The sequence below is a fragment of the Sphingobacterium sp. UBA6320 genome, from assembly GCF_002440335.1.
Taxonomy (GTDB): Bacteria; Bacteroidota; Bacteroidia; order Sphingobacteriales; family Sphingobacteriaceae; genus Sphingobacterium.
The window spans coordinates 1-26,024 of sequence record NZ_DJTA01000018.1; the positions used below are offsets into that span (position 1 = coordinate 1).

Annotated in this window: 24 protein-coding genes; 10 read left to right on the top strand and 14 right to left on the bottom strand. The window is 38.0% G+C overall.

What is annotated here, in order from left to right:
• Positions 1 to 517: 517 nt before the first annotated feature.
• Genes B3P23_RS11145 through B3P23_RS11155 form a run of 3 tightly spaced genes read right to left on the bottom strand, consistent with a single transcriptional unit; the run spans position 518 to position 4,354 of the window.
• Entirely contained in the window at positions 518 to 1,246 is a 729-nt protein-coding gene (locus B3P23_RS11145; protein ID WP_045752260.1) for an MIP/aquaporin family protein, read from the bottom strand.
• Positions 1,247 to 1,257: 11 nt separating this feature from the next.
• Positions 1,258 to 2,766 carry a glycerol kinase GlpK gene (gene glpK, locus B3P23_RS11150; protein ID WP_293925936.1) on the bottom strand — a complete coding sequence of 503 codons (1,509 nt, stop codon included), beginning with the start codon at positions 2,764 to 2,766 and terminating at the stop codon, positions 1,258 to 1,260.
• 10 nt (positions 2,767 to 2,776) lie between these two features.
• Complete coding sequence (locus B3P23_RS11155; protein ID WP_293925937.1) at positions 2,777 to 4,354, bottom strand: glycerol-3-phosphate dehydrogenase/oxidase; 1,578 nt, start codon at positions 4,352 to 4,354, stop codon at positions 2,777 to 2,779.
• Positions 4,355 to 4,512: 158 nt separating this feature from the next.
• Here B3P23_RS11155 and B3P23_RS11160 point away from each other — a divergent pair, with 158 nt between their 5' ends.
• The 4 genes from B3P23_RS11160 to cmk all read left to right on the top strand — a co-directional run bounded on the left by B3P23_RS11160 (position 4,513) and on the right by cmk (position 8,971).
• Entirely contained in the window at positions 4,513 to 5,277 is a 765-nt protein-coding gene (locus B3P23_RS11160; protein WP_045752258.1) for a DeoR/GlpR family DNA-binding transcription regulator, read from the top strand.
• 154 nt (positions 5,278 to 5,431) lie between these two features.
• Positions 5,432 to 7,861: a type I DNA topoisomerase gene (gene topA / locus B3P23_RS11165; protein WP_293925940.1), complete on the top strand. Its 2,430-nt coding sequence runs from the start codon at positions 5,432 to 5,434 to the stop codon at positions 7,859 to 7,861.
• A gap of 5 nt (positions 7,862 to 7,866) precedes the next feature.
• Complete coding sequence (locus B3P23_RS11170) at positions 7,867 to 8,280, top strand: hypothetical protein (protein WP_045756028.1); 414 nt, start codon at positions 7,867 to 7,869, stop codon at positions 8,278 to 8,280.
• Positions 8,281 to 8,284: 4 nt separating this feature from the next.
• Positions 8,285 to 8,971: a (d)CMP kinase gene (cmk, locus tag B3P23_RS11175; RefSeq protein ID WP_045756027.1), complete on the top strand. Its 687-nt coding sequence runs from the start codon at positions 8,285 to 8,287 to the stop codon at positions 8,969 to 8,971.
• A 32-nt stretch (positions 8,972 to 9,003) separates the two neighbouring features.
• On the opposite strand, the gene B3P23_RS11180 is transcribed toward cmk, so the two are convergent.
• The 4 genes from B3P23_RS11180 to B3P23_RS11195 form a co-directional block, all read right to left on the bottom strand.
• Complete coding sequence (locus tag B3P23_RS11180) at positions 9,004 to 9,297, bottom strand: hypothetical protein (RefSeq protein ID WP_045756026.1); 294 nt, start codon at positions 9,295 to 9,297, stop codon at positions 9,004 to 9,006.
• 272 nt (positions 9,298 to 9,569) lie between these two features.
• Complete coding sequence (locus tag B3P23_RS11185) at positions 9,570 to 10,766, bottom strand: pyridoxal phosphate-dependent aminotransferase (RefSeq protein WP_293925946.1); 1,197 nt, start codon at positions 10,764 to 10,766, stop codon at positions 9,570 to 9,572.
• 99 nt (positions 10,767 to 10,865) lie between these two features.
• Positions 10,866 to 11,240 carry a DUF1573 domain-containing protein gene (locus B3P23_RS11190; protein WP_045756024.1) on the bottom strand — a complete coding sequence of 125 codons (375 nt, stop codon included), beginning with the start codon at positions 11,238 to 11,240 and terminating at the stop codon, positions 10,866 to 10,868.
• A gap of 127 nt (positions 11,241 to 11,367) precedes the next feature.
• A complete protein-coding gene (locus tag B3P23_RS11195; protein WP_293925949.1) occupies positions 11,368 to 12,333 on the bottom strand; it encodes a KpsF/GutQ family sugar-phosphate isomerase in 966 nt (321 codons plus the stop codon).
• A 99-nt stretch (positions 12,334 to 12,432) separates the two neighbouring features.
• Here B3P23_RS11195 and recQ point away from each other — a divergent pair, with 99 nt between their 5' ends.
• The 3 genes from recQ (at position 12,433) to B3P23_RS11210 (ending at position 16,731) form a co-directional block, all read left to right on the top strand.
• Entirely contained in the window at positions 12,433 to 14,622 is a 2,190-nt protein-coding gene (recQ, locus tag B3P23_RS11200; RefSeq protein WP_094773459.1) for a DNA helicase RecQ, read from the top strand.
• Between the two features lie 15 nt (positions 14,623 to 14,637).
• Complete coding sequence (gene kdsA, locus B3P23_RS11205) at positions 14,638 to 15,453, top strand: 3-deoxy-8-phosphooctulonate synthase (RefSeq protein WP_094773458.1); 816 nt, start codon at positions 14,638 to 14,640, stop codon at positions 15,451 to 15,453.
• A 189-nt stretch (positions 15,454 to 15,642) separates the two neighbouring features.
• Positions 15,643 to 16,731: an SGNH/GDSL hydrolase family protein gene (locus tag B3P23_RS11210; protein WP_293925954.1), complete on the top strand. Its 1,089-nt coding sequence runs from the start codon at positions 15,643 to 15,645 to the stop codon at positions 16,729 to 16,731.
• On the opposite strand, the gene B3P23_RS11215 is transcribed toward B3P23_RS11210, so the two are convergent.
• The 5 genes from B3P23_RS11215 to B3P23_RS11235 all read right to left on the bottom strand — a co-directional run bounded on the left by B3P23_RS11215 (position 16,721) and on the right by B3P23_RS11235 (position 20,594).
• Positions 16,721 to 17,896, bottom strand: a complete 1,176-nt coding sequence (locus tag B3P23_RS11215; RefSeq protein WP_293926006.1) for an NAD(P)/FAD-dependent oxidoreductase — start codon at positions 17,894 to 17,896, stop codon at positions 16,721 to 16,723. The two genes, B3P23_RS11210 and B3P23_RS11215, sit on opposite strands and share 11 nt — an antisense overlap.
• Before the next feature lie 172 nt (positions 17,897 to 18,068).
• Positions 18,069 to 19,106, bottom strand: coding sequence for an ACR3 family arsenite efflux transporter (gene arsB / locus B3P23_RS11220; protein WP_293925957.1), 1,038 nt, complete (start codon positions 19,104 to 19,106; stop codon positions 18,069 to 18,071).
• Between the two features lie 2 nt (positions 19,107 to 19,108).
• Positions 19,109 to 19,720 (bottom strand): protein-tyrosine-phosphatase, encoded by a 612-nt coding sequence (locus B3P23_RS11225; protein WP_293925960.1) that lies wholly within the window; start codon positions 19,718 to 19,720, stop codon positions 19,109 to 19,111.
• An 11-nt stretch (positions 19,721 to 19,731) separates the two neighbouring features.
• Positions 19,732 to 20,190, bottom strand: a complete 459-nt coding sequence (locus tag B3P23_RS11230; protein ID WP_293925963.1) for a DUF6428 family protein — start codon at positions 20,188 to 20,190, stop codon at positions 19,732 to 19,734.
• 77 nt (positions 20,191 to 20,267) lie between these two features.
• On the bottom strand, positions 20,268 to 20,594 hold the full coding sequence (locus B3P23_RS11235; RefSeq protein ID WP_094773454.1) for an ArsR/SmtB family transcription factor: 327 nt from the start codon (positions 20,592 to 20,594) through the stop codon (positions 20,268 to 20,270).
• A gap of 186 nt (positions 20,595 to 20,780) precedes the next feature.
• Between B3P23_RS11235 and B3P23_RS11240 the strand changes: the two genes are divergently transcribed.
• The gene (locus B3P23_RS11240; protein ID WP_045752281.1) at positions 20,781 to 21,002 is read left to right on the top strand and encodes a hypothetical protein; all 222 of its coding nucleotides are present in this window, start codon (positions 20,781 to 20,783) and stop codon (positions 21,000 to 21,002) included.
• Positions 21,003 to 21,170: 168 nt separating this feature from the next.
• Here the strand turns inward: B3P23_RS11240 and B3P23_RS11245 are convergent, their stop codons facing one another.
• A complete protein-coding gene (locus B3P23_RS11245; RefSeq protein ID WP_094773452.1) occupies positions 21,171 to 22,037 on the bottom strand; it encodes a cation diffusion facilitator family transporter in 867 nt (288 codons plus the stop codon).
• 171 nt (positions 22,038 to 22,208) lie between these two features.
• Complete coding sequence (locus B3P23_RS11250; RefSeq protein ID WP_248753315.1) at positions 22,209 to 22,589, bottom strand: hypothetical protein; 381 nt, start codon at positions 22,587 to 22,589, stop codon at positions 22,209 to 22,211.
• Positions 22,590 to 22,934: 345 nt separating this feature from the next.
• On the opposite strand from B3P23_RS11250, the gene B3P23_RS11255 reads away from it, so the two are divergent.
• Both B3P23_RS11255 and B3P23_RS11260 read left to right on the top strand, forming a co-directional pair.
• Entirely contained in the window at positions 22,935 to 24,956 is a 2,022-nt protein-coding gene (locus B3P23_RS11255; protein WP_293925973.1) for a BCCT family transporter, read from the top strand.
• Between the two features lie 15 nt (positions 24,957 to 24,971).
• Positions 24,972 to 25,994 carry an LLM class flavin-dependent oxidoreductase gene (locus tag B3P23_RS11260; protein ID WP_293925975.1) on the top strand — a complete coding sequence of 341 codons (1,023 nt, stop codon included), beginning with the start codon at positions 24,972 to 24,974 and terminating at the stop codon, positions 25,992 to 25,994.
• Positions 25,995 to 26,024: the final 30 nt, after the last annotated feature.

A 26,024-nucleotide genomic window follows, 5' to 3' on the forward strand; every position in this document is an offset into this window, starting at 1 on the left:
TTCTATATATGGCTATTGGCGGCACGGTTCCACTTCAAGCTCATCCTCCATATCCACGCCAGGCAACTCCTGCTTTTGAAATACGCTTATAGCCCACCCCGTGAACTACTCTAAAACTGGTTTTCTGTCTTCAGTTTGTAAGCGATATGGTTTCTTTTTGAATGGATCTACATAAGCGGTGCTGCTGAGATATTTTGCTTACTACCTGAGCGATTATCTGTTTGAGCGTTTCTTGCTTTCCTATGATCTGGTTTGACCAATTACCTTATCAGTTTTATATTTTAAACTAAATCCATTTTATGAACAATACGTCTGGTTTATTCTAATATGCGTTGTATGGCGGTAGTTTTTACAACAGAGAAGTAGTATTAGCCTTGGTAGTCAGTATTTTGATGACTAATGATTTTAGATTTTTCTAATATAAAAAGGCTAATCACCTCTTGTAAGATGATTAGCCTATATCTCATGATTGACCATAAATCATCAAGATCGACTAATGATGAACTGTAATGTCATCTTATGTTGTGATATATAAATAAAGAATAGTCGCTATTGCGCTTCCAATAAGTGGACCTACTACAGGTATCCAGGCATAGGCTATGTGGAAGGATTTTTTATTTTTTATGGGTAATAAAGCATGTACAATCCTTGGACCTAGATCACGTGCAGGATTAATGGCATATCCAGTAGTTCCCCCTAATGAAAGGCCAATTGCCCAAACGATGAAACCTACTGGTAATGCTCCTATAGAACCTAATCCAAAAGTTTCACCTTGGTGTGTAGTGGGATTAGTAAAATGTAAAATTGAAAATATTAATACAAAAGTACCAACGATTTCACTGATCAGATTAATCTTAGGATTAAAAATAGCAGGTCTTGTGCAGAATACAGCTTCTTTAGCACCAGCATCATCGGTTTGTGCGAAATGATCTTTATACATACACCAAACTACAAAAGATCCAAACATAGCACCTAACACCTGCATCAGGATATATTGCATACCTAACATTAGTGTCATCTTATTTAATATCAAATTGGCTAATGTGACCGCAGGGTTGAGATGTGCACCGCTATAGGGACCAGCGATGATAACGCCTGTAAATACGGCTAGAGCCCAACCTGTACTGATGACCATCCAGCCGGCATTGTGTCCTTTTGTGTCTTTTAAGACCACGTTTGCGACGACTCCACCTCCCAATAGAATAAGCACTGCTGTACCTATAAATTCTGCGATTAATGCATTCATATCAGTTATTCTTAATGGTTAACATCATAATTGGCCCAAAATTTCACTGTTTCTACAGCTCGTTTCCATCCTTTAAGCGATTCTTTAACAGATTGATCGGGTATTGGCGTAAAGGTCCTATCTATTTTCCATTGTTCCGATATTTCCTCAATATTTGCCCAAAATCCTACGGCTAAACCTGCTAGATATGCTGCTCCTAATGCGGTTGTCTCGACGACTTCTGGGCGTAAGGTAACCACATTTAAAAAATTAGCTTGGTTCTGCATTAAAAAGTTATTGGAACTCGCGCCACCATCTACCCGGAGTTCCTTGATATCCGTTTGTGCGTCGGATTGCATAGCACTTAATATATCTGTAATCTGAAAGGCTATTCCTTCCAGTGCAGCACGAGCAATATGTGCCGCATTTGTTCCTCTAGACATCCCTAAAATCGTACCCCTTGCATACGGATTCCAATGTGGTGCTCCTAATCCGGAGAAAGCTGGTACGAGATACACGCCATTACTATCGTGTACACTTTCTGCCAATTTTTCAATTTCTTGAGCATTTTTAATGATGCCTAATTCGTCCCTCAACCACTGGACTACTGCTCCACCTATAAACACACTGCCCTCTAGTGCATATACCACTTCATCACCGATTTTCCAGCCAATGGTGGTTACCAAATTATTTTTGGACAGAATGGGTTTGGAGCCGATATTCATCAATAGGAAGCAGCCTGTTCCGTAGGTGTTTTTTACCATACCCTTTTCGGTGCACATTTGTCCAAAAAGAGCCGCTTGCTGATCTCCTGCAATTCCAGCTATTGGCACTTTGCTGGAGAGAATCTGTCCTGAAGTATGGCCATAAATTTCAGATGATGATGCCACTTTTGGAAGCATGCGTTCGGGAATATCGAATAGGGTCAAAAGCTCGGTATCCCAGTCTAAGGTTTCGATATTGTATAGCATGGTTCTTGAGGCATTGGACACATCCGTAACGTGAACTTCGCCGTTTGTTAAATTCCAAATAATCCAACTATCAACTGTTCCAAAAGCGAGTTCTCCTGCATTTGCCCTTTCTCTTGCTCCTTGAACATTGTCGAGAATCCAATTGATCTTCGATGCTGAGAAATACGCATCTATTCGAAGGCCGGTTTTACTCTGTATAAGATCTGCATACCCTTGCTTTTCGATATTTTTACAATAATCAGCAGTCCTTCTGTCTTGCCAGACTATCGCATTATAGATGGGTTCGCCTGTTATTCTGTCCCAAACAATAGTAGTTTCTCTTTGGTTGGTAATTCCTATTCCTTTGATATTCTTCGGCGTTATTTTCATCTTGGCCATGACTTCTGTAAATACAGAGAGTTGGCTAGACCAGATTTCTTTGGGATCATGTTCCACCCAGCCTGATTCAGGATAAATTTGTGTAAACTCTTTTTGTGCTACCGCTTCAATTTTTCCAGATTTTGAAAAAACGATCGCTCTTGAACTTGTAGTACCTTGGTCTAGTGCCAAAATATATTCAGATGTATTCATGGGACAAGGTTTATTGTGATTGGTAATCGTATTGTTTGCAAAGGTTTAAAAATGAAGTTAATTGATCATCTTGCCATGCAGTTGATCGGTCTAATTCTTTAGCCATGATTTTCACGACAAGGGGAGCTGCTTCTATTGCTGCTTTGGCATCCAGAAATAATATACGCATCCTCCTCGCCAATACATCTTCTACACCTCTAGCCATTTCATTTCGTACTGCCCACACGACTTCTGCCGCGATGTGATCAAATCTTGGATGTATTTTTTGAGCTAGATCTGGATTTTCTGAAGCTAAATCTTGGATTAACTTTGCATCGGATCCATAAAATTGCCAGTGACCTTCTTGTTGCTCTTTGTGATAACCATGGATTTTTAATGTCTTGGTAACACATGGTTCATCCCTTAATTTTCCAATTTCAATAGCCTTATTTACCGTTTCTTCTGCCATTTTCCGATAGGTGGTCCATTTTCCACCGGTGATGGTGATTAAACCTGATGGGCTGCTGATTAATTTATGATCTCGCGATATCTCCTTCGTCGAAGTTGAATTCGAATCTTTGGGTGCAGCTAAAGGTCTTAATCCTGCAAATACACTTAATATATCGGCTCTTTGTGGTGCAGGATTTAAATAATTTTTAGCGGTATCAAGAATAAATGCAATCTCCTCCTCTAAAGGTCTTGGTTCAATACTATGTACATTTAAGGGGGTATCTGTTGTTCCTAACAAAATATGATCGTGCCATGGAACTCCAAACAATACGCGACCGTCTGTTGTCTCAGGAATCATAAGAGCATCTTCTTTGCCCAAGAACTTTTTATCAATAACAATATGTGTTCCCTGCGAAGGTCTTACTAGGTTTTTATGGTTGGGAGATTCCATTTTTAAGATATCATCTACAAAAATTCCTGTGGCATTGATGACTGTTTTTGCTTTAATTTGAAAACTTTCACTGGACTCCGAGTCCGTAAATGAGATACCCGAAACCAGTCCTTCTCCATTTTTATGAATAGCGTTTACATCACAATAATTTAAAATCGTAGCTCCTAATGTATTTGCTGATTGTGCTAAATTAATAGCAAATCGCGCATCATCAAATTGTCCATCGTAGTAAATGATACCTCCTTGAAGACCTTGTTGTTTAACTGAATGAAGTTTGGAGACGACTTGTACATTGGATAGAAAATTAGAATTTCCAATTCTATACTTGCCAGCCATCCAATCGTACATCTTTAAGCCGATAAGAAATTTCCATTTACTAAAGAATGAATAACAAGGAATGATAAAACTTTGTATTCGTGCCAAATGAGGAGCATTTTGAAAAATTAAGCCTCTTTCGTGTAAAGCTGAATAGACGAGCTTGATATCGCCGTTCGCTAAATAACGAACACCCCCATGAACCAACTTGGTACTTCTGCTGGATGTTGCCTTGGCAAAATCGTATTTTTCCAGTAATAGGGTTTTGAATCCTCTGGATGCTGCATCTACAGCAATACCAAGTCCAGTAGCTCCACCTCCGATGATGACGATATCCCATTCAGAAGTGCTTTTTACCGCTGTTAAACTTGTGTTTCTATTAAAATTAATCATATATGTATCGTTTTTATTACGATTTATTTCTTTTTGTTGTGAAATTGCAATAATCAAATATAAATGAAACATTTTAATAATCAAACGAAAGCTTACGAAAGTTGGTTTTATTTATTTCATAATAAGTAGTAACTTGCATCATAAATTATTGAATTTTTATGAATCTTGTAGATAGACATGAATATATCTTAGCGCAGTTGAAAAAGTCTGATCATATAACTGTGATGCAGTTGTGTCAAGATTTAAATGTTTCCACTGTAACCATTCGAAAGGATTTGAAGCAGTTGGAAGATTCTAATTTACTTTTTCGAACACATGGTGGTGCTACCAATAAAAATCCTTATATTATAGACCGTAATGTTTTTGAAAAGGAAAAACATTATTCGAATGAAAAAGCACTCATCAGTAAATGCGCTGTTTCTTATATGGAGTCTCATGAATCTATTATTATTGCTTCGGGGACGACTATGCATGCCCTGGCAGATGCCATGGATTCCAGTATGGAACTGAATGTGATCACATCGTCTTTGCAGGTTAGTATGAAGCTCAATCAATTTCCGGCAGTAGAAGTCTTGCAGTTACCTGGAATTCTTCGGAAAAGCAGTATTTCTATCTCTGGCCATTATGCTGAACAAATCTTGGGGGATTATTTTTGCTCCAAATTGTTTATTGGTGTTGACGGTATCGATATCACGTATGGCTTGTCTACGACTTCTGGTCAGGAGGCCAAGTTGAATAAAGCGATGATTCAATCTGCGCAGAAAGTCATTGTATTGGCAGACTCTTCTAAATTTGGAAGAAAATCTTTTGGACGGATCTGTGCCATTGATGAAATTGATATCATCATAACAGACCAAGGGATTACACCTTATTATAAAGAAGAGATTGAGAAACTAGGCGTTAAATTAATAATAGCTGAATAGAAAAAATAGGCTATGTTGTTCGGAAATATGGTAACAAAATTTGGGATTTTACTCAACCAGATTTTATTATTTTTCTTTAAATTATGTAAAAAAAGACTAAAAATATTGTCATTCGTTAAAGAAATGCCTTTATTTGCACAAATCTCAAATTTAAATGGCTAAAAATTTACTCATAGTAGAGTCTCCAGCGAAAGCGAAAACAATAGAAGGGTATTTAGGGAAGGACTTTTTAGTGAAGTCTAGTTACGGACATATTCGTGATTTGGTGAAGACCGATGATGCTATTGATACAGACAAAGATTTTCAACAAAAGTATGAAGTCCCGAGTGATAAAAAGGCTGTTGTCAGTGAGTTAAAGAAATTAGCTAAAGCTGCAGAAACTGTATGGCTAGCGTCCGATGAGGACCGCGAAGGAGAGGCCATATCTTGGCATTTGTTTGAGACGTTGGGATTAAAGGATGAGAGTACCAAGCGTATTGTATTTCATGAGATCACGAAACCTGCAATTTTAAAAGCCATTGAGAATCCACGCAAAATAGATTATAATTTAGTAAATGCACAACAAGCACGTCGTGTATTGGATCGTTTGGTCGGATTTGAACTTTCTCCTGTATTATGGAAAAAGGTGAAACCTTCATTATCTGCAGGACGTGTTCAATCTGTCGCTGTCCGTCTGATCGTCGATCGTGAGCGTGAGGTGATCAGATTTAATGCTGAGGCATCCTTTCGTATAGTTGCTTTTTTCCATACTGGAAAAGTTAAAGATAGTTTTAAAGCAGAACTACCACATCGCTTTGCAACAGAAGCTGAAGCTAAGCAGTTTTTAGACGATTGTAAGACTGCAGAGTTTGCTGTGAAGAGTTTGGAAACAAAACCTGCGAAACGAGCTCCTGCGGCTCCATTTACGACTTCAACATTACAACAAGAGGCTAGTCGTAAGCTTGGGTTCTCTGTAGCACGCACGATGCAGGTGGCACAACGTTTATATGAGGCTGGACGTATTACCTATATGCGTACCGATTCTGTTAATTTAAGTCATACTGCAACGGAAGCTGCTGAAAAAGAAATTCGATCTGCTTATGGTGATCGCTATCATAAGCTGAGAAAATATAAAACCAAAACTTCTGGTGCTCAAGAGGCCCACGAAGCTATTCGTCCGACTTATTTTTCTGAACATAGTATCGAAGGTGATGCTGCAGAAAAACGTTTATATGATTTGATTTGGAAACGTGCTATTGCTTCTCAAATGAGTGAAGCAGAGTTTGAAAAAACATTAGCTAAAATTTCCATATCTACGCGTAAAGAAGATTTATCGGCATCGGGTGAAGTCATGAAATTTGATGGATTCTTAAAGGTTTATTTCGAATCTACGGATGACGATCAAGATCAAACCCATGATGAAGAAAGTGATAATTCATTATTGCCACCGTTAACGACCGGGCAAGCAGTTGTGTTGAAAAGCATGAATGCGACAGAGCGTTTCACCAGACCTCCTGCTCGTTATACGGAAGCGGCCCTAGTGAAAAAGTTAGAAGAACTTGGTATTGGTAGACCTTCTACCTATGCACCAACTATTTCGACGATTCAAAACCGTGGATATGTGGTAAAAGAGGAAAGGGAAGGTCGTTCGCGTGATTATCGTGTATTGACTTTGGAAAATGCTGAAATCTCTGCTGTGACTAAAACTGAAATTACGGGTGCTGAGAAAGGAAAAATGTTTCCAACAGATATCGGTATCGTGGTCAACGATTTCTTAGTTGAGCATTTCAAGGGTATTGTTGATTTTAATTTTACGGCAAAAGTAGAAAAGGAATTTGATGAGATTGCGCATGGTCTGACAGAATGGACCGATATGTTGCGCGAATTCTACGGACCTTTTCATTCGGAAGTACAGAATACGTTGGAAAATGCTGAGCGTGCGAACAATGAAAGAGAATTAGGTGTAGACCCTGTATCGGGTAAGCCTGTATCTGTGCGTATCGGTAAATTTGGTCCTTTAGTTCAGATCGGTGCACAGGATGATGAAGAGAAGCCTCGTTTTGCTTCTTTACGTAAGGGTCAAATGATCGAAACCATTACTTTTGAGGATGCTATGGAATTGTTCAAGCTTCCTAAGAAAGTGGGTGTTTTTGAAGAAAAGGAAATGACTGTTGCTATTGGACGATTTGGTCCTTATATCCGTCACGATTCTTCTTTCTATTCTTTACCAAAAGGTATTGATCCACTTGATGTGACCGAGGAAGAGTGTATTCAGATCATTAAAGAAAAGAGACAGAAGGATATTGAAAAGATTATTCGTGTTTTTGATGAAAACCCTGAAGCTCAAATCGAACAAGGTCGTTGGGGTCCATTCGTCCGTTTTGGAAAGCAAAATTTAAAAATTCCTAAAGGAATGGAAGTGGAGCAAATTACTTATGAGGATGTATTGAAATGGGCGGAAGCTGATGCACCTAAAGGTAAAGCTAAAGTAACGGCCAAAAAAACGGCCACAGCTAAGAAAGCACCGGCTAAAAAAGCTACGACAGCAAAAAAGGCGACGACAACTAAAAAAGCAGCTACAGTTAAAGCAACTAAAGCGAAATAATTGAAATGAAAAAGGATTTACCTGAAAACATTGTTCAAAATATCACAATTGCTGTTGTTTTGGAAAGTGAAAGTCCAGAGTTTAAGGTATGGAATGTCTATTTGATCAATGAGAAAAGTCAAGAGATTCAAAATGTCTTGGTTACTTCAAAAGGATATGGTGAGAAAGATGGTGCTCAGGTACAAACAAGTACATTGCGTCATTTTATTGGAAATGTTGCCGCACATTCTTTTGAAAAAATCGAAGCTATTGACGAACAGGTATTTGGCTTGACAAATGAATACTGGTTGAGTTTTTACATTGATAATATTATTTACGATAAGAAATATATCTTCTTGCCAGAGAGCATCATTGAAGGGAATTTAATACTTGTTCCTTTAGTCAACAAGCTTGGGGTAATCATAGGAGGTATGAATTAGTTTTATGACAACTAGACATAACTTTATTATTGCTATTGATGGTTTCTCTTCCTGTGGGAAAAGTACAGTAGCAAAGGCATTAGCTAAAAAATTAAAATTCGTCTTTATTGACAGCGGTGCGATGTACCGTGCTGTAACATTGTATTTCCTTAGGGAAGGGATCGATGTAGAAGATGAAGCGGCAGTTGCTCAAGCATTAGAAAATATTCATATTGACTTTATACCTAATCTGGAAAAAACAGAGATCCACCTGAATGATGAAGATATATCTGATGAGATCCGTCAGATGTATATTTCTGATAAGGTGAGTGAGGTGAGTACGATTAAAGCGGTACGTCAAGCCATGGTTGCACAGCAGCAGAAGTTGGGACGTAGGCGCAATATTGTGATGGATGGTCGTGATATTGGTACGACTGTATTTCCGGATGCAGATATGAAGATCTTTATGACTGCCGATCCGCAGGTTCGTGCAAACAGGCGTTATCTCGAATTGACCAGTAAAGGTGAGCACGTGACCATGGATGAGATTGTTAAAAATCTGGCACATCGTGATCATATCGACAGCACGCGAGAAGAGAGCCCGCTACGAAAAGCTGATGATGCCATCATACTGGATAATTCATATATGACTCAAGAGGATCAGCTGACATTTGTCATTGAAGAATATACAAAAAGAAAAGCTTCCAAATAGGAAGCTTTTCTTGTATTATTTAATAGTAAATCTTATTTAATACTATTGATTTGCTGTTGTTCTTTTAGTTTGGCAACATTGTTCTTCTCACCGTACTCATCTGTTTTTTCTTGGAAAGAGTCCAATAGTTGACGAATTGCATCTGAATTGTCTGCAGTACGTTGAAAAATATCCGGTAGAATTTTTTCTAGATTTTGGTCTCCAAGTTCGATATTATCCACCTCAATTTTTCCAATTTTTTCTAATACGGCTTGCTGACTTTTTCTTACATCTTCTAACTCTCTGGAAATTTTTTCCATCAATTCAAATTTCTTCAATTTATCCATATTATATCTATTTAGTGATCAATTACTATAATAACGTTTGAAGTGGGTAAAATGTTTGGTATGAAATAAATAAAAGCGATTGAGTCGTAGCCTGTATGTTGACACTACAGCATATTTTATCGGCTATGCAGATGGGTAATAGCATCAAATAAGAAATGGAAAAGCGGGTAATGGCTGGAAGGGTAGGAGTCTTTTATAAGGGAAAGGGCTATCACACAGATGTATGATATCCCTTTCCTTTATTTTGGATCAACAGGCAGTACCTTTTGGAATTATACTCGCCCTGGGTATGCTTCTAATCCTTTTTCTAAACAAATCAATGCTTTTTTCAGGTCGTGTTGATTGAGTACGTAAGCTAATCGCACTTCATTGTTTCCTGCTCCCGGAGTACTGTAGAATCCGGTTGCCGGAGCCATCATCACGGTTTCATTTTCGTAAGCAAATTCTTCCAACATCCACTGACAAAATTTATCTGCGTTGTCAATAGGTAATTTTGCTACGACATAAAAAGCACCACCTGGATTTGGCGAAAATGCACCTTCAATTTTATTTAAACCAGCGACCAGGGTGTCGCGACGGGCTGTATATTCTGTTGAAACGGCATCAAAATAACTAGCTGGTGTATCTATCGCCGCCTCAGCAGCGATCTGACCTTCCAAAGAAGGGCTAAGGCGTGCTTGAGCAAATTTGAGTGCTACTTGGTATAGTTCTTTGTTTTTTGTAATTAGACAGCCTATTCTAGCTCCACAAGCCGAATAGCGTTTTGATACAGTATCCAATACAACCACGTGCTGTTCTAATCCCTCCATATGCATGGGCGAAATAAATTCGCGACCATCATAGCAGAATTCACGGTATGCTTCGTCAGAAAATAAGTATAAATCGTATTTTAAGCAAAGTTCGCGTAACGCTTCGAGTTCTTCTCTCGAATATAGATAACCTGTAGGATTATTGGGATTGCAGATTGCAATAGCTTTTGTTTTATCCGTGATCACTTTTTCAAATTCGGCGATCGATGGTAAAGCAAAACCACTGTCGATATAGGACATAATCGGTTTAACTACGATATCTGCTGAACATGCAAAACCATTGTAATTAGCATAGAAAGGCTCTGGAATAATTACTTCTTCACCAGGGTTTAAACACGCTTGCATAGCGATCATAATCGCTTCAGAACCACCATTTGTTACTAAGATATCAGTAGGTTCGATATGATAGTTCAAATTATTGTAGTATGTCGTGAGTTTATTGCGGTATGATGCTGTTCCCTCAGATGCTGTATATGCCCAAACTTTGAAGTCAATGTTTTTTAACGCATTAAGCATGACCTCGGGTGTTTCGATGTCCGGCTGTCCGATGTTTAAATGATAGATTTTTTTTCCTTCTTTCTTTGCTTGATCAGCAAAAGGCGTCAGTTTTCTAATTGGAGAAGCGGGCATATTATACCCTTTTGTTGATATTGATGGCATTATTTTATATAAATTAGCAATACAAATTTAAGGAATAAAAACTAAAAAAAGCCACTTTAGTTGAAGTGGCTTTTGATGATCGTGATATCTGTAAAGTAATTACTCTACAATTCCTTTAATGTACAATGTTTTTACAGGTGTTTTCGTATTTGATGTTACCGTAAAGCTTTTTGTAAATGGAGCTTTTGATGCAGCATTGAACGTCACTTTAATGGTTCCTGTATCTCCTGGTTTGATGGGAGTCTTTGTGAACTCGGCCACTGAACAACCGCATGATGGTTTAACATCACTTATAATGATAGGCTCACTTCCAACATTTGAAAATTTGAAACTGTATGAAACTGGAGTTCCTTGTGCAATCTTTCCAAAATCATGCGTTTCTTTTTCAAATTTAAATTCGCTTTGACTCGCTTGCATTGCAGTAAATCCTACAAATGCGATAATAACAGTTAATACGGCTAAAAACTTTTTCATATCTTCTTCTTCTTTATTTGTTTACTATGCTATTTGATATAGTCAAACAACGTACCAAAATAGCTATTTAGACTTTGATTTAGTGGGTAAAAGGAGCTAATAACAATAATATTACATTCACCTAAGACTAGATGATTCCTTCTTTTAACAAATCCTGAATATGAATAATGCCATCATATTTTCCATCGTTTAAAACAATCAATTGCGAAATATTATTTTGGCGCATCATATGCAATGCATTTACTGCAAGTTCAGATTTGTCAATTGTTTTGGGGTTTGCACCCATGATGTCGGCGGCAGTAAGCCCAGATAAATCTTGATAATTTTCGAGCATCCGTCTTATATCACCATCGGTAATTACGCCAATAATCTGATCTTGGTCCAATACAGCAACGGCACCTAATCTATGTTGGGTAATGGTGAGTATAATTTCCCTGATCCTTGCATGACTTTGAATTTTTGGTTTTTCATTTTGATCTGAAAGATCCGCAACCTTGAGGTATAGTTTTTTGCCGAGTGCTCCTCCTGGATGGTACTTCGCAAAGTCTTGATCTGAAAAATCACGGCACTCCTGTAAGCATACGGCCAAGGCATCGCCCATCGCCAATTGCGCTGTTGTACTGGAAGTCGGAGCGAGGTTATTTGGACAGGCTTCTTTGTCAACAGTTGTGTCCAATACATAATCTGCCTGTTCTGCCAAATAAGAGTTAATATTACCAACAAGGGCTACCAAAGTATTGCCTGTTTGTTTTAAGAAAGGTACCAATACTTTGATTTCGGGAGTTGTCCCACTTTTTGAAATAGCAATGATTAAATCTTGCTGTTGAATGATCCCTAAATCTCCGTGAATGGCGTCAGCGGCATGCATAAAAATGGATGGTGTTCCAGTAGAATTCATTGTTGCAACAATTTTTTGAGCAATTATTGCACTCTTTCCTATGCCGGTAACGATGACACGTCCCTGTAAGTTTACAATTTGTTTCACCACGTTAACAAAGTCGTCGTCAATCCGTTGTGACAAATCAGCTACCGCTTTAGCCTCTTCTTGTATCGCTTGTATAGCTATATTTTTTATATCGATGTTGCTTTTCACAAATAAAATATCTACTTTTATATTAAAGATTGACTACAAAAATACGTTATTTTACAGATTTTTTGGTCATTTATCTATCTTATTTTTGCCCGAGGCTCGATGGAAATAGAAAAATCACTTTTCGACAATTTACAAGATTTTTTTGGTTTTGATACTTTTAAAGGAGATCAAGAAGCAATCATAACAAATGTGCTACAGAGAAAGGACACATTTGTCATTATGCCTACTGGGGGTGGTAAATCCATCTGTTACCAGCTGCCGGCATTGATGAGTGAGGGGACAGCAATTGTCATTTCACCTTTAATTGCCTTGATGAAAAACCAAGTTGATCAACTTCGCGCGTTTGGCGGAGAGGATAGTATTGCTCACTTTTTAAATTCTTCATTGAATAAAGGTGATATTATGCGCGTTAAACAGGATGTTACGGCAGGGAAAACCAAACTACTTTATGTTGCACCGGAATCGCTTTCCAAATTGGAAAATGTCGAATTTCTAAAGCAGATAACGGTTTCTTTTGTGGCTGTTGATGAGGCGCATTGTATCTCTGAATGGGGACATGATTTCCGCCCTGAATATCGTAAGATTCGTCAAGTGATCAATGGTATCGGTGAAAATATACCCATCATTGCGTTGACAGCTACTGCTACTCCAAAGGTGCAGTCGGATATTCGTAAGAATCTTCAAATGAATGATGCTATGCTCTTTAAATCTTCTTTTAATAGGGGCAATTTATTTTATGAGGTAAGACCTAAGAAGGATGTCGTTAAAGAAATCGTACGTTTTATTAAAGGTCAATCTGGAAAGACGGGTATTATTTATTGCTTAAGCCGTAAAAAGGTTGAGGAAATTAGTGAGGTCTTAAATATCAATGGAATCAAGGCGCTTCCTTATCATGCTGGTCTGGATGCTAAAACGCGTGCTGATACACAGGATAAATTTTTAATGGAGGATGTGGAGGTTATCGTAGCAACGATAGCTTTTGGTATGGGAATCGACAAACCCGATGTACGCTTTGTCATCCACCATGATATTCCAAAATCAATGGAAGGTTACTATCAGGAAACAGGTCGTGCTGGTCGTGATGGTGGAGAGGGGCTATGTTTGGCTTTTTACTCGGAGAAGGACGTTGAGAAATTAACGAAATTTATGAAGGATAAGCCTGTTGCTGAAAGGGAAATCGGTACCCAGATTCTCAAAGAGGTCATTGATTATTCTGAATCTGCAGTTTGTAGACGTAAACAAATATTACATTATTTTGGTGAGAATTTTGATGAAACGGGTTGTAGTAACATGTGTGATAACTGCCGTTCTCAAAAGACTTATTTTGAAGCTGAAGCCTCTTTATTAGAAGTGCTTTCTTTCATTAAAGAACAGGGGGAGAATTTTGATGATCTGCATGTGATCAATGTGATGATCGGTCAAAATAATCAACCTGTGTCTGCTTATAAACATGATGAGCATCCGCTGTTTGGAAAAGGTAAAGATAAAGGTATTGTGTACTGGGAGTCTTTGGTTAGGCAAGCCGTTCTGAATAACTTCTTGGCAAAGGATATTGATCATTATGGTTTATTAAAAATGACCGATATCGGACGTCATTATTTAGAAAATCCATATGCATTAAAATTTGTCATGAATCGTCCTTTGGATTTTTCTGGAGATTCGTCCTCTGACGATGCTGGACATGCGACAGGAGCTTTAGACACCGAGTTATTGAAGATGTTAAAAGATCTCCGTAAAAAGATTGCTAAATCAAAATCGTTACCACCATTTGTTATTTTTCAAGATCCATCATTAGATGAAATGTGTACGCATTATCCTGTTTCATTGGATGAATTGAAACAGATACAGGGTGTGGGCAATGGTAAAGCGGTTAAGTTTGGAGCACAGTTTGTTGAGTTGATCAAAAACTATGTGGAAGAAAATGACATCGATCGTCCTGTTGATTTAGTGATCAAGGGTACGGCCAATAAGTCTGCATTAAAGGTTGCCATTATACAGAATATCGATCGTAAGATTGGTCTTGATGATATTGCTGCTGCAAAAGGAATCAGTTATGAAGATTTGTTGAAAGAAGTGGAGACGATCGTCAATGCTGGCACAAAACTGAATATTGGATATTTCGTTGATGAAATGATCGATCAAGATCGCCAAGATGAGGTTTACGATTACTTTAAGCAGGCTGATTCGGATTCTATTGATCAAGCTTTGCGAGATTTAGGTGGAGATGACTATTCTTTTGAAGATATTCAATTGATGCGAATTAAATTTATGTCTGAATTAGGAAATTAGAAACGCATATATTAAATGATAAATACAGTACTACCTCAAATTAAAAATGGAGATTCTACGAATTTCTTTTTAATGGCGGGACCATGTGCGATAGAGGGAGAAGAAATTGCTTTACGTATCGCGGAGAAAATCGTTACCATAACAGATCGCTTAAATATTCCTTATATATTTAAGGGTTCTTATCGTAAAGCAAACCGATCACGTGTGGATTCTTTCACCGGTATCGGCGATGAGAAAGCATTGCGCATTTTGGAAAAGGTAGGTAAAACATTTGGAGTTCCTACCGTGACTGATATCCACGAAAGCCATGAAGCCGCTTTGGCAGCAGCTTATGTTGATGTTTTGCAAATTCCAGCTTTTTTATGTCGCCAAACGGAACTACTTGTTGCTGCGGCAGAAACGGGTAAGGTGGTTAATATAAAGAAGGGACAATTTTTAAATGCAGCGTCGATGAAGTTTGCTGTAGATAAAGTAATAGACTCGGGCAATACTAATGTGATGTTGACTGATCGTGGTAATACATTTGGATACCAAGATTTAATAGTCGATTTCAGAGGTATTCCTGAAATGCGCGGTTTTGGAGTTCCTACGATCATGGATTGTACGCATTCTTTACAGCAACCGAATCAAACATCGGGAGTAACTGGTGGTAAGCCAGAATTGATCGAAACAATTGCAAAAGCTGCAATTGCGGTGGGTGCTGATGGATTGTTTATTGAAACGCACCCTAATCCTGCGCAAGCTAAATCTGATGGTGCCAATATGCTGCACTTAGATTACCTGGAAGATTTAATGGAAAAATTAGTTCGTGTAAGACAGGCTATTCTGTAGCACGAATGTTTATAATTTATCAAAAGTCATCGTTTCGAACGATGACTTTTTTTTATGTCTTATTTTTCAGTCTGTTGCGGATTTGGTGGTTTTTATTAATTCTTATTGATTACAATTCTTTTGGTGCGTCATTCAATTGATTTTTTAATTTGTTATTTTAATTGTTAGATTTGGATTTCAATCTAAATTATGAAATTAAACTTACTTTTCTCTGTTGCTGGGCTTATTCTTGCTTTCAGCTCAGTTGCGCAACAGTCCAAGTGGAATGACCCACTTAAGGATAAGGTGATTCAAGGCCGTATAGCCACGGAAGAATTGTCTAATTACTACCGATTGCCCGATCAGTTAAAAGATCAGGTAAGATCGCCCGTGTGGAGTCTCGGAACGAATAGTGCCGGTTTGTATGTTGATTTTAAGACTGATGCTACAGCAATTACAATTCGTTATAAAGTGAGTGGTTCTTTGAATATGCCCCATATGCCAACGATCGGCGTGAGTGGTGTAGATCTTTATGCAAAAGACGAAAAAGGTGGTTGGAACTGGGCATTCGGTAATTATAATTTTGCAGATACGGTCTCGTATAGTTATCGGGAGTTGGGTGAAAATTCTAACTTCACTTATCGCCTTTATTTACCTTTGTACAATACCGTTGAATGGATGGAAATCGGTGTAGGATCTGACAAAAATTTTAAGTTTGTGGTTGGTGAAGGCAAACCTATCGTGATTTACGGTACTTCAATAGCACAGGGTGCCTGTGCGACAAGACCTGGTCTGGCGTGGAGTAATATTTTAGGACGAGCTGTTCAAAATCCGATCATTAATGTTGCTTTTTCGGGAAATGGTCGTTTGGAGCAGCCGATTATCAACCATATCAATCAGGTAGATGCAGCTGTGTATATCTTAGATTGTATTCCAAATCTAGCATTAACAAAAGATAGAACGGCTCAGCAGCTGGATTCTTTGTTAACGAACGCAGTTACAGAAATTAGGAAAAGACATCCCAAAACTCCTATTATCATTACGGAGCATAGTTCTGGATTTAACAAGGCTATTTTTAATTTAGATAAAAATGAAGAATACCGCAAAAGCAGTGCGGTTGCCCATGCATTTGTTGGTCGTGTAGCCGCATCAGGGGATAAGAATTTGTATTTGTTAACCAATAAGGAAATTGGATTGGATATAAATTCAACAGTTGATTATGCACACCCGAATGATATCGGTATGATGAAAATAGCTGATGCGTACCAAAAGCTGATTGCTAAAATACTTAAGAAGTAGTTCGCTTATCTATAGATGATGCTATCCATGCGCCTGTACTAAAGCATGCCTGCAAGAGATATCCTCCTGTAGGCGCTTCCCAATCGATCATTTCGCCTGCGCAGTACACGTTAGGAAACTGATGGAGTGCAAGATCTTCTCGAAGTTCTGTAAAAGGTATGCCTCCAGCTGTGGAAATAACTTCATCAATCGGTCTCAATCCAGACACTTGGATGGGATAATGTTTAATCGCGTCAGCTAAAGCTTCGGGATTGGTAAAGGTGTGTTTATCGAGGCGTCTTAAAAGGGCTGCTGCTGTTGCTGATAATCTGAGCTTAGTCTTGAGTATAGTGCTGACCTGACTGCCAGATTGAAGCTGCTTGACAAGAGCATCTTTAGTCAGGTTTGGTTTAAGATCAATATGAAGGTGTAACGGAAAATGGAACGTTCTGGTATACCGGTTCATATAGTATAAAGGGCTTCCTTCTATACCATATTTGGTAAAGACCATTTCTCCTAACTTCTTTGTATTTTGAAAGGAAATTTCAATGTTCTTTAAGACCTGTCCCTCTAAACTGGCATAATCATCCGTTGTATTGTAGCCAGAGTTGGCAGCTTGCAAGGGTTTTATTGTGATGTTTTTATTTTTTAATAGGGATATCCATGCTGAGTCCGAGCCTGTTTTTTTCCACGAACCTCCTCCTAGTGCTAATACCAGTTTGTGATAAGGCTTATGGATCGATTCGTTGTTGTGATTTAAGGTCACGGAGTGCTGATCGAAATCCATGAAGTTATGTTCATAATGTATGATAACGCCCAGTTGGTTGAGCTGGTCTAACCATGCTTGCAATACCTGTATCGGCTTGATATCTTTTTCGGGGAATATTTTTCCTGAACTTCCTACATACGTGGAAATGCCGATCTCGGCTAGCCACGCAACGGTATGACTGTTGTCAAATGATTGAACGATATGCTGGATCTGCTCGGCATCGTATTTTTTGATGAAGGATGCGATCGGTTCGCTATGTGTGAGATTAAAGCCACCATGTCCTGCAACTAAGAATTTCCTTGCTGCAGCTTTATTTTTCTCGTAAATATGCACTTTATAGCCTTTTTTTGCTAGTTGATGTGCTGCCATTAATCCTGCAGGACCTGCACCAATGATGATAATCGGATCTTCGTTCATTTGCTGCAAAAATAAGCATTTAAGATCATGAATAGCGTAGGCATGATCAAAATCATTGACCTCATGAATAGGGAAGATGATGTACTAACCTTGGTCAGTCATCATCTTCTATTGTAGGTGTGTAATTTCTGCAATTTTAGTTAAAGACTCTTTTTAGTGTTTTATGGGTACGCTACTTTAAAGGATAATATTTCTTTTTTAGCCATAAACTAGTTCTTACCAGAAGAATTAATACAGGTACTTCTATCAATGGGCCAATGACGCCAACAAAAGCTTGGGGTGAGTGTATTCCGAACACGGCTATAGCAACTGCAATCGCTAATTCAAAATTATTACCCGTGGCTGTAAAGGCAATGGAGGCATTCTTGTCGTAGGGGATATTTTGGGATTTGCTGATAAAAAAACTGGTAAAGAACATGATCACGAAATAGAGTATCAGTGGAATTGCTATTTGGAGAACGTCTAGTGGTAATTTTACAATCTGGTCTCCTTTTAGGCTGAACATGAGTACAATGGTAAATAATAGCGCATAAAGTGTAATGGGAGAGATGGTCGGGATGTATTTTCGGTTGAACCATTCCTTACCTTTTGTTTTGATCAATACGTACCGACTGAGGAAGCCTAGTAAAAAGGGGATGCCCAGATAAATGAAAACACTTTCTGTCACATCTTTGATGGATACGGATACATTGAACTGTGCAATACCCAGGCTGGCGGGTAGCTTATTGATAAACAGCCAAACTAAAAAACTATAGGAAAATACTTGGAAAATACTATTCAAGGCGATCAATAGTGCTCCATATTCTCGATTTCCTTTGGCGAGATCATTCCATACGATCACCATGGCTATACATCGGGCTAGCCCGATTAAAATCAGTCCTACCATATAGTCAGGTTGATCTCGCAGGAAGATGATCGCTAATCCGAACATCAATATAGGACCGATGATCCAGTTGAGTATAAGTGAAATTGTTATTGCTTTTTTGTCCGAAAATGCCTGAGGTAATAGGGAGTAGTCGACTTTTGCCAATGGCGGATACATCATGAGTATTAACCCTATGGCTAAGGGAATATTGGTACTTCCTACTGTGAGCGTGTTGAAGATATCAGGTACTTGGGGATAAAAATAACCAAGCGATACACCGAGCAACATGGCTAGAAATATCCATAAAGTCAAAAATCGATCAAGAAATTTTAGTTTGGTCTCCATACTTATTTTTTGATTTGAGAAAAGACATAAAACATTTGTGAGGCAATTTCTAAACTTCGTGCTCTGTATACTTCATCTTGCTGCTCGGTACCATCAGCTATTTTGGGATCTTCAAATGTGACTGAAATTCTTTTTTCAGCAGCAGGGATATAAGGACAGCCCTGATCTGCGTGTGAGCAGGTCATAATCGCAGCAAAATGGGATTGTGGGTTGAAGTTGTTATCATACTGCTTAGAGAAGCCAATCAGAGGTGCTGCATTTTGATCAAATTTGATTGCATATATGGGATTGGCAGTGTCGGCGATCATATCGATTTGCATGCCTTCTTCTTTCAGTATTTCTACTACTTTTGGAAATAGTGCAGTTGCTTCTGTACCTCCAGAATAACAAGATGTCTTTGGAATTTGATAGTACCATGCAGCTAGTTGCGACCAGATCTGACACAGGTGACTTCGCCTTGAATTGTGCGTACAGATGAAGTTTAAATTGACGTCTGTATCTTGATTCACCTTGAGCTGGATAAAGTCAATCAAGGGCTGTAAAATAGCTTTACGCTCTTGATCGATTGCTGTATGAACGATGCTTTTGATCGTGATGTCTAATTTTGGATTCATATTTTTACTGATTAGCAGCAGCCAGAGCCAGGAGTACATGAATTACTTGTAGATGCTACCACATGTAATGGTTTTAAGGGAATACCACACGATTCTAACGCCAAGCAGGCCGTGGTTTTATTGATGAGTACCAAGTTTTTTCCATCGAAATCTAAGCTGTATTTTCCAATGGTCTCGCGTTGATATTCTACTTCGATTTCGTAATCGCCGATCTGTAGTTTTTCTTCTGACAATTGAATAATATGCAACAATTTATCTGGTTTCAAGCGATGCTCGTAGTCGTCGGCATTCCACAATTGAAAATTTACAGTATGCTCTACTCGGATGGTACCTCCACAATCGATAAAATTTTTACTGATTTGCCCTACTTCTGTGACATGAACATGTGCTGGAACAGCGGTGCCATCTGCTAGTTGAAAGACCACATGTTCTAATGTCGGTAGAATTTTTTTGATGTCTGATAATTTCATATGTTATATAATTTGTATATCGCTATATTGCGATATGTATGAATAAAAAAATTTATGCTACAGGATGAAATATTGTCTTAACAGCATTTTTGATTTTGGGTATTGACAACGATTTGACCAAAGTAATTTTTTAAAAATCCAAAGGTTTTCTCATCTATACAATAACATATGGATGTTCCTTCTATATTTCCCTTGATAAGTCCTGCATTTTTCAACTCTTTGAGATGCTGCGATATGGTTGACTGCGCTAAGGGCAGTTCATCTACGATGTCACTACATATACATACATTTACTTTTAATAAGTATTCAATAATGGCAATACGTGCAGGATGTCCAAGTGCTTTAATGATATTGGCCATGTGATTTTGTTCGTCTGTAAAAAGATCTGCTCTGGTAACTCCCATATTGATATTATTTGTATATCGCAATATTACGATTAATTATTTACTTTTCAATTTTTTTTAAAATAATTAGGTGGACAAATTAAAAGGATTTTGCTTATTTGTTTTGGCGAATGGGGCAGAAGGATATGTCGATATTGGAATAAGGCTTTGATTTTAGTATATTTAGTGCAACCAATAATACTTAATATGGCTAAATCAATTAAATTAACTCAGCGGGTTAAAAAAGGTGATGAGGTAGTAGAGAGACCGATCTATTTTATAGCGGAAAATATCGTTCATTTCGTACAAAATGATTATCAGGGTAAATCTCTTACGACTATTTTTTGCATCGTTTCTTCCACACATGGTACGACGTCATTTGACGTTATTGAATCAGCAGAAGAGGTGGCTAGATTGATAAATTTATAAGGTCATCATTTGGAAGAAGGATATCTTTTATGGCTATCCATTGCGGATAGCCTTTTTTTATAAAAATGATTATGGAAAAATGGGGCAGATACCTATTGGAGAAATCGAGAATGATCTATCCGTATCATTACATGACTATATGCTATACTTCTTGATCGATGTTATCGATCAATTGGGTTCTACATGGATCAAAATATTTCCCAGTTGCGGCATTTCTTGCTGGAGATATGCCTGCAAATTATGCGCTAAGATATGGCCTTCCTTCACTGTTATATCGCCATTGACAATTGCGTGTAGATCGACAAGATGTTTTGTACCTGATTTTCGAACGAAACATTTTTCTGTATCTAATATTCCTTCGACTTTTAAAGAATGGATACGAATATCTGCAATGAGATCTTCGTAAAGGTTTTCATCCATAATTTCTGCTAATGCTGGTCGGAAAATCAGATAACAATTGTATAAAATAAATCCTGATGCAAAAAGCGCAGCGAAGTCATCGGCACTTTCATATCCTTTTCCTAAAATCAATGCTATTGAAATGCCGATGAAGGCAGCTACTGAGGTTATGGCGTCGCTACGATGATGCCAAGCGTCAGCTTTGAGTGAGGAGCTTCCGGTTTCTTTGCTCTTTTTTATGACAATACGATACGATATTTCCTTCCATATGATGATGGTCAGTAAAACAATGAGTGTCCAAGGTTTTGGTAATTCGTGTGGTTTGCCAATATTTTGAATACTCTCATAGGCAATTATAGTGGCTGAAATAATGAGGAAACCAACTACTGCAAATGTAATCAGTGGTTCAATACGACCATGCCCGTATGGATGATTTTCGTCGGCAGGTCTTTTGGCATATTTTAACCCAAGTAATACCAGGAATGAAGAAAAAATATCTGTGGTTGATTCTATTGCGTCGGCAATAAGGGCGTATGAATTACCGAAATAACCTGCTAACCATTTCAGAACTGCAAGTAAAAAATTTCCGACTATACTAAAATATGTTGCTTTTATAGCTGTTTGTTCATTTGACATGTTACTGCTCTTTTATTATCATTTTAAAATTCTATATAAAAATACGATCCTTTAACTGCATCGCGATATAATATCACATGCATAATAGTAAAGGGGTGCATCAAATAGGATGATGCTAATCAACATTATTCAACTCGATGTAGGTGAGGTATGAGATTTTAAAAAAAATGATTAGAGTAGCTTTGGTGGTTGCCAAATATGATTGATGTACGTACTGACGCGGTCTTGATCATCATGAAAAAACGCCTTTTTTTCGAAGAAAATATTGGACATCAGCTGTGGTAGCTGGGTGGAAACTCGACAGTAGATGGCTGTTACATTCAAAGAATTAGCATGCTTAATAAAGGGTAGTTTCTGATCGGTATCTGTATCACCATCTTGATCGTGCTTATTGTAATGATCGAACAAAAACTGTCCTATCGTCAGTTTGCTGTTATTTTTTTGATGCTCAACGCAATGTGATATCAATATGGGTATCTTCAATAACTGAATTAATTCTGTCGTAGAGAATAAATAAAGAGACAATATTAATATGATTGAAAGATTTTTCACGTGGACAAATGTAATGGTTTTTGCGCTGTTTTAAAACTGATTGATGTACTAAAACCATAAAAAAATTAGATGAGAATATCAGTGTGGCTTTATTTAGTATTCCACATATTTTAAATCTTATCTATTTTTAATGACAGCGGACTACTCTGCCATATCCAATTTAATATAACATTTAGGAGATCATCATTCAATAACGATTTCCAAGGTAAACTATTCATTTCCCAGAATGAGGTGAAATTTTTCTATAAGTGTTTGAATGATGTTGATTAATTTTAAATTAAATTATAATATGGGCTATTGTAAAAATTGTATATTTGAAAGTATTGTAAAAATTCTCTCTCTATTATGAATTCATCAAAACAAACGAAGCTCAAATTTACATTCGATAAAGGAGTTACCATACCCAGCTTAATATTTATAATAGGAATATGTCTTTTCTCGGTCTTGTTTCCTGTTGAAATCAAGGCTATTCTGGATGAAATTAAAAATTTTATTTTTGTTAATCTGAACTGGGTATATGTATGGTGTGTGACGGTATTTGTAATTTTTTTGGTATTTCTGATGTTTAGTAAGTATGGAAAAATTAGACTGGGCACCAACGACAGCAGGCCCGAACATTCTTTTTTTTCATGGATCTCTATGCTTTTTGCTGCCGGTATGGGAATCGGTTTGATGTATTTCAGTGTGGCAGAACCGATGCAACATTATGCTACGGATGCTTTTTCTGAAAGTCAAGTTATAAGCAGAGCAAAAAATGCACAACTTTATACCTTTTTCCACTGGGGAATTCATGCTTGGGCAATTTATGGTCTTGTTGGCCTATGTTTAGCTTACTTTACTTACCGGTATCGGCTTCCATTATCGCTTCGCAGCTGTTTATATCCTTTATTGAAAGACAGAATCAAAGGCAAGTGGGGAAATGTTATTGATATATTTGCGCTATGTAGCACTTTTTTTGGTATTACAACAACCTTGGGATTTGGAGTTGTTCAAATAAATTCAGGACTGGAGACTCTTAAAATTTTGCCGCAAACAGGGTTTATCTATCAGATATTAATCGTTGTTGTTTTGGTGTCGTTTGCTGTTTTATCTGCAGTTTCTGGCGTTAATAAAGGAATTAAGATCTTAAGTAATATCAATGTGGTAGCAGTTATTATTCTCCTGTTATTTGTGTTGATTCTAGGACCGACCGTTTATCTTATCGGAAGTTTTACCAATGGACTGGGTAATTATATCAATAATTTTTTTGATCTTACTTTCAATACGCATGTGTACGAGGATAAAACACTCCCTTGGTTTTATAACTGGACTATTCTGTATTGGGCATGGTGGATTTCATGGTCACCTTTTGTTGGGCTTTTTATTGCAAAAATTTCTAAGGGACGCAGTATCCGTGAGTTTATTGCAGCAGTTTTGATCATACCGACACTATTCAATTTTATCTGGATGTCGGTTTTCGGCAACAGTGCAATCTGGATTGACTTTAATATTGCAAACGGCGCACTAAGTGCCTTGGTTTCTGATCCGGATGCTCTGATGTTTAGATTTTTGGAGTATCTGCCACTTTCCAATATTTTAGCTTTTACGGTCATTTCAATTATTATGATATTTTTTGTCACCTCTGCGGATTCAGGAATGCTGGTGATGGACAGTATATCTTCAAAAAACTCCAGTAAATCTCCTAAACTGCAGATCGTATTCTGGGGCGTACTTTTGGCCGTATTGTCGTTAATGTTATTGAATGCAGGAGGGCTAGAAGCGTTACAAACAATGACTCTTATCACTGCTTTGCCGTTTGCTATTATTATGATCTTGTTTGTGGTGTCATTGATGAAGGCTCTTGTCATCGACTATCGTTACTACGAAAAGGGATTGTCTGTTTCAACAATCCCTTGGTCAGGTGAATTCTGGAAACAACGGCTGAAGCAAATTATTTCTTTTAAGACGGAGAAGTCTGTAAAAACTTTTATACAAGAGCAGGTAATGCCTGCATTCACTGAACTGAAGGATGAATTTGCACTAAACGGAATTGCTGTTGAGATCAATTATATGCCTGACAATTTAAAGATTAATTTAGAAATCCATCATGACATTGTCAACAATTTTGTCTACGGAGTTATGGGGCAAAAAAGGATTGTCTCTGAATATATGGTGGATGATGATAATTTGCCAGATCTGGAAGGTAAGGTGACTTATTTTCCTAAAACATATTTTGGTGATTCACGTGAAGGATACGATGTGCAGTATTTTACCAAAAATGAATTAATCAGCGATGTACTTAAACATTATGACCGTTTTCTTAAAATAATCGCTGAAGAGTCTAACGAAATGTTCATTAGTATCGAGAATAATACTCAAGAAAATTAGAAACGATAAGCTATTATGAAGAAAATAGGATTTTTATCATTTGGGCATTGGGCCAATCATCCATCTTATCAGGCACGAACAGCTAGCGACACGCTGCTTCAGTCTATTGATCTATCGGTAGCCGCTGAAGAAATAGGACTTGATGGAGCGTACTTTAGGGTACATCACTTTGCGAAGCAACTGGCTTCGCCGTTCCCCTTACTTGCCGCTATCGGTGCTAAGACGAAACACATAGAGATTGGGACCGGGGTGATCGATATGAGGTATGAAAACCCTCTGTATATGGTTGAAGATGCTGGTGCTGCTGATTTGATCTCAGAGGGAAGGCTACAGCTTGGCATAAGCAGAGGTTCTCCTGAGCAGGTAATTGAGGGATGGCGTTATTTTGGCTATGGGACCGAAGATGGGGAGACCGATGCTGATATGGGACGTAAAAAATCCATGGAGTTTCTAGAACGATTGAATGGTGTCGGATTCGCCATGCCAAATCCCAATCCCATGTTTCCGAATCTGCCAGGTTTATTACGATTGGAGCCCTATTCTGCAGGATTGCGGGACAGGATATGGTGGGGGGCAGCATCGAACGCAACAGCAGTATGGGCCGCGGAACATGGCATGAACCTACAAAGTTCTACCCTTAAGTATGACGAGAATGGAAAGCCATTCCATATCCAGCAAGCAGAACAAATTAGGCTGTATAAAGAAGCTTGGAAAAAAGCAGGACATCAACGTGAACCCAGAGTCGCTGTGAGTCGATCTATTTTTGCTCTTATCAATGATCAAGACCGGTCTTATTTTGGACATGAAGGAAAAGGTAAGGATAGCTTTGGTTATATTGAGCAGGATAGGAGGGCTGTGTTTGGTAAAAGCTATGCTGCTGAACCTGAAAAGCTTATTGCAGAATTATCTCAGGACGAAGCTATCAAAGAGGCTGATACCTTATTGCTCACCATTCCCAATACGTTAGGCGTTGACTATAATGTGCATGTACTTTCTACTATTTTAAAATATATCGCTCCCGAATTAGGTTGGCGTTGATTTTAGTAGGGTCTTTTATAAAAGTACCCT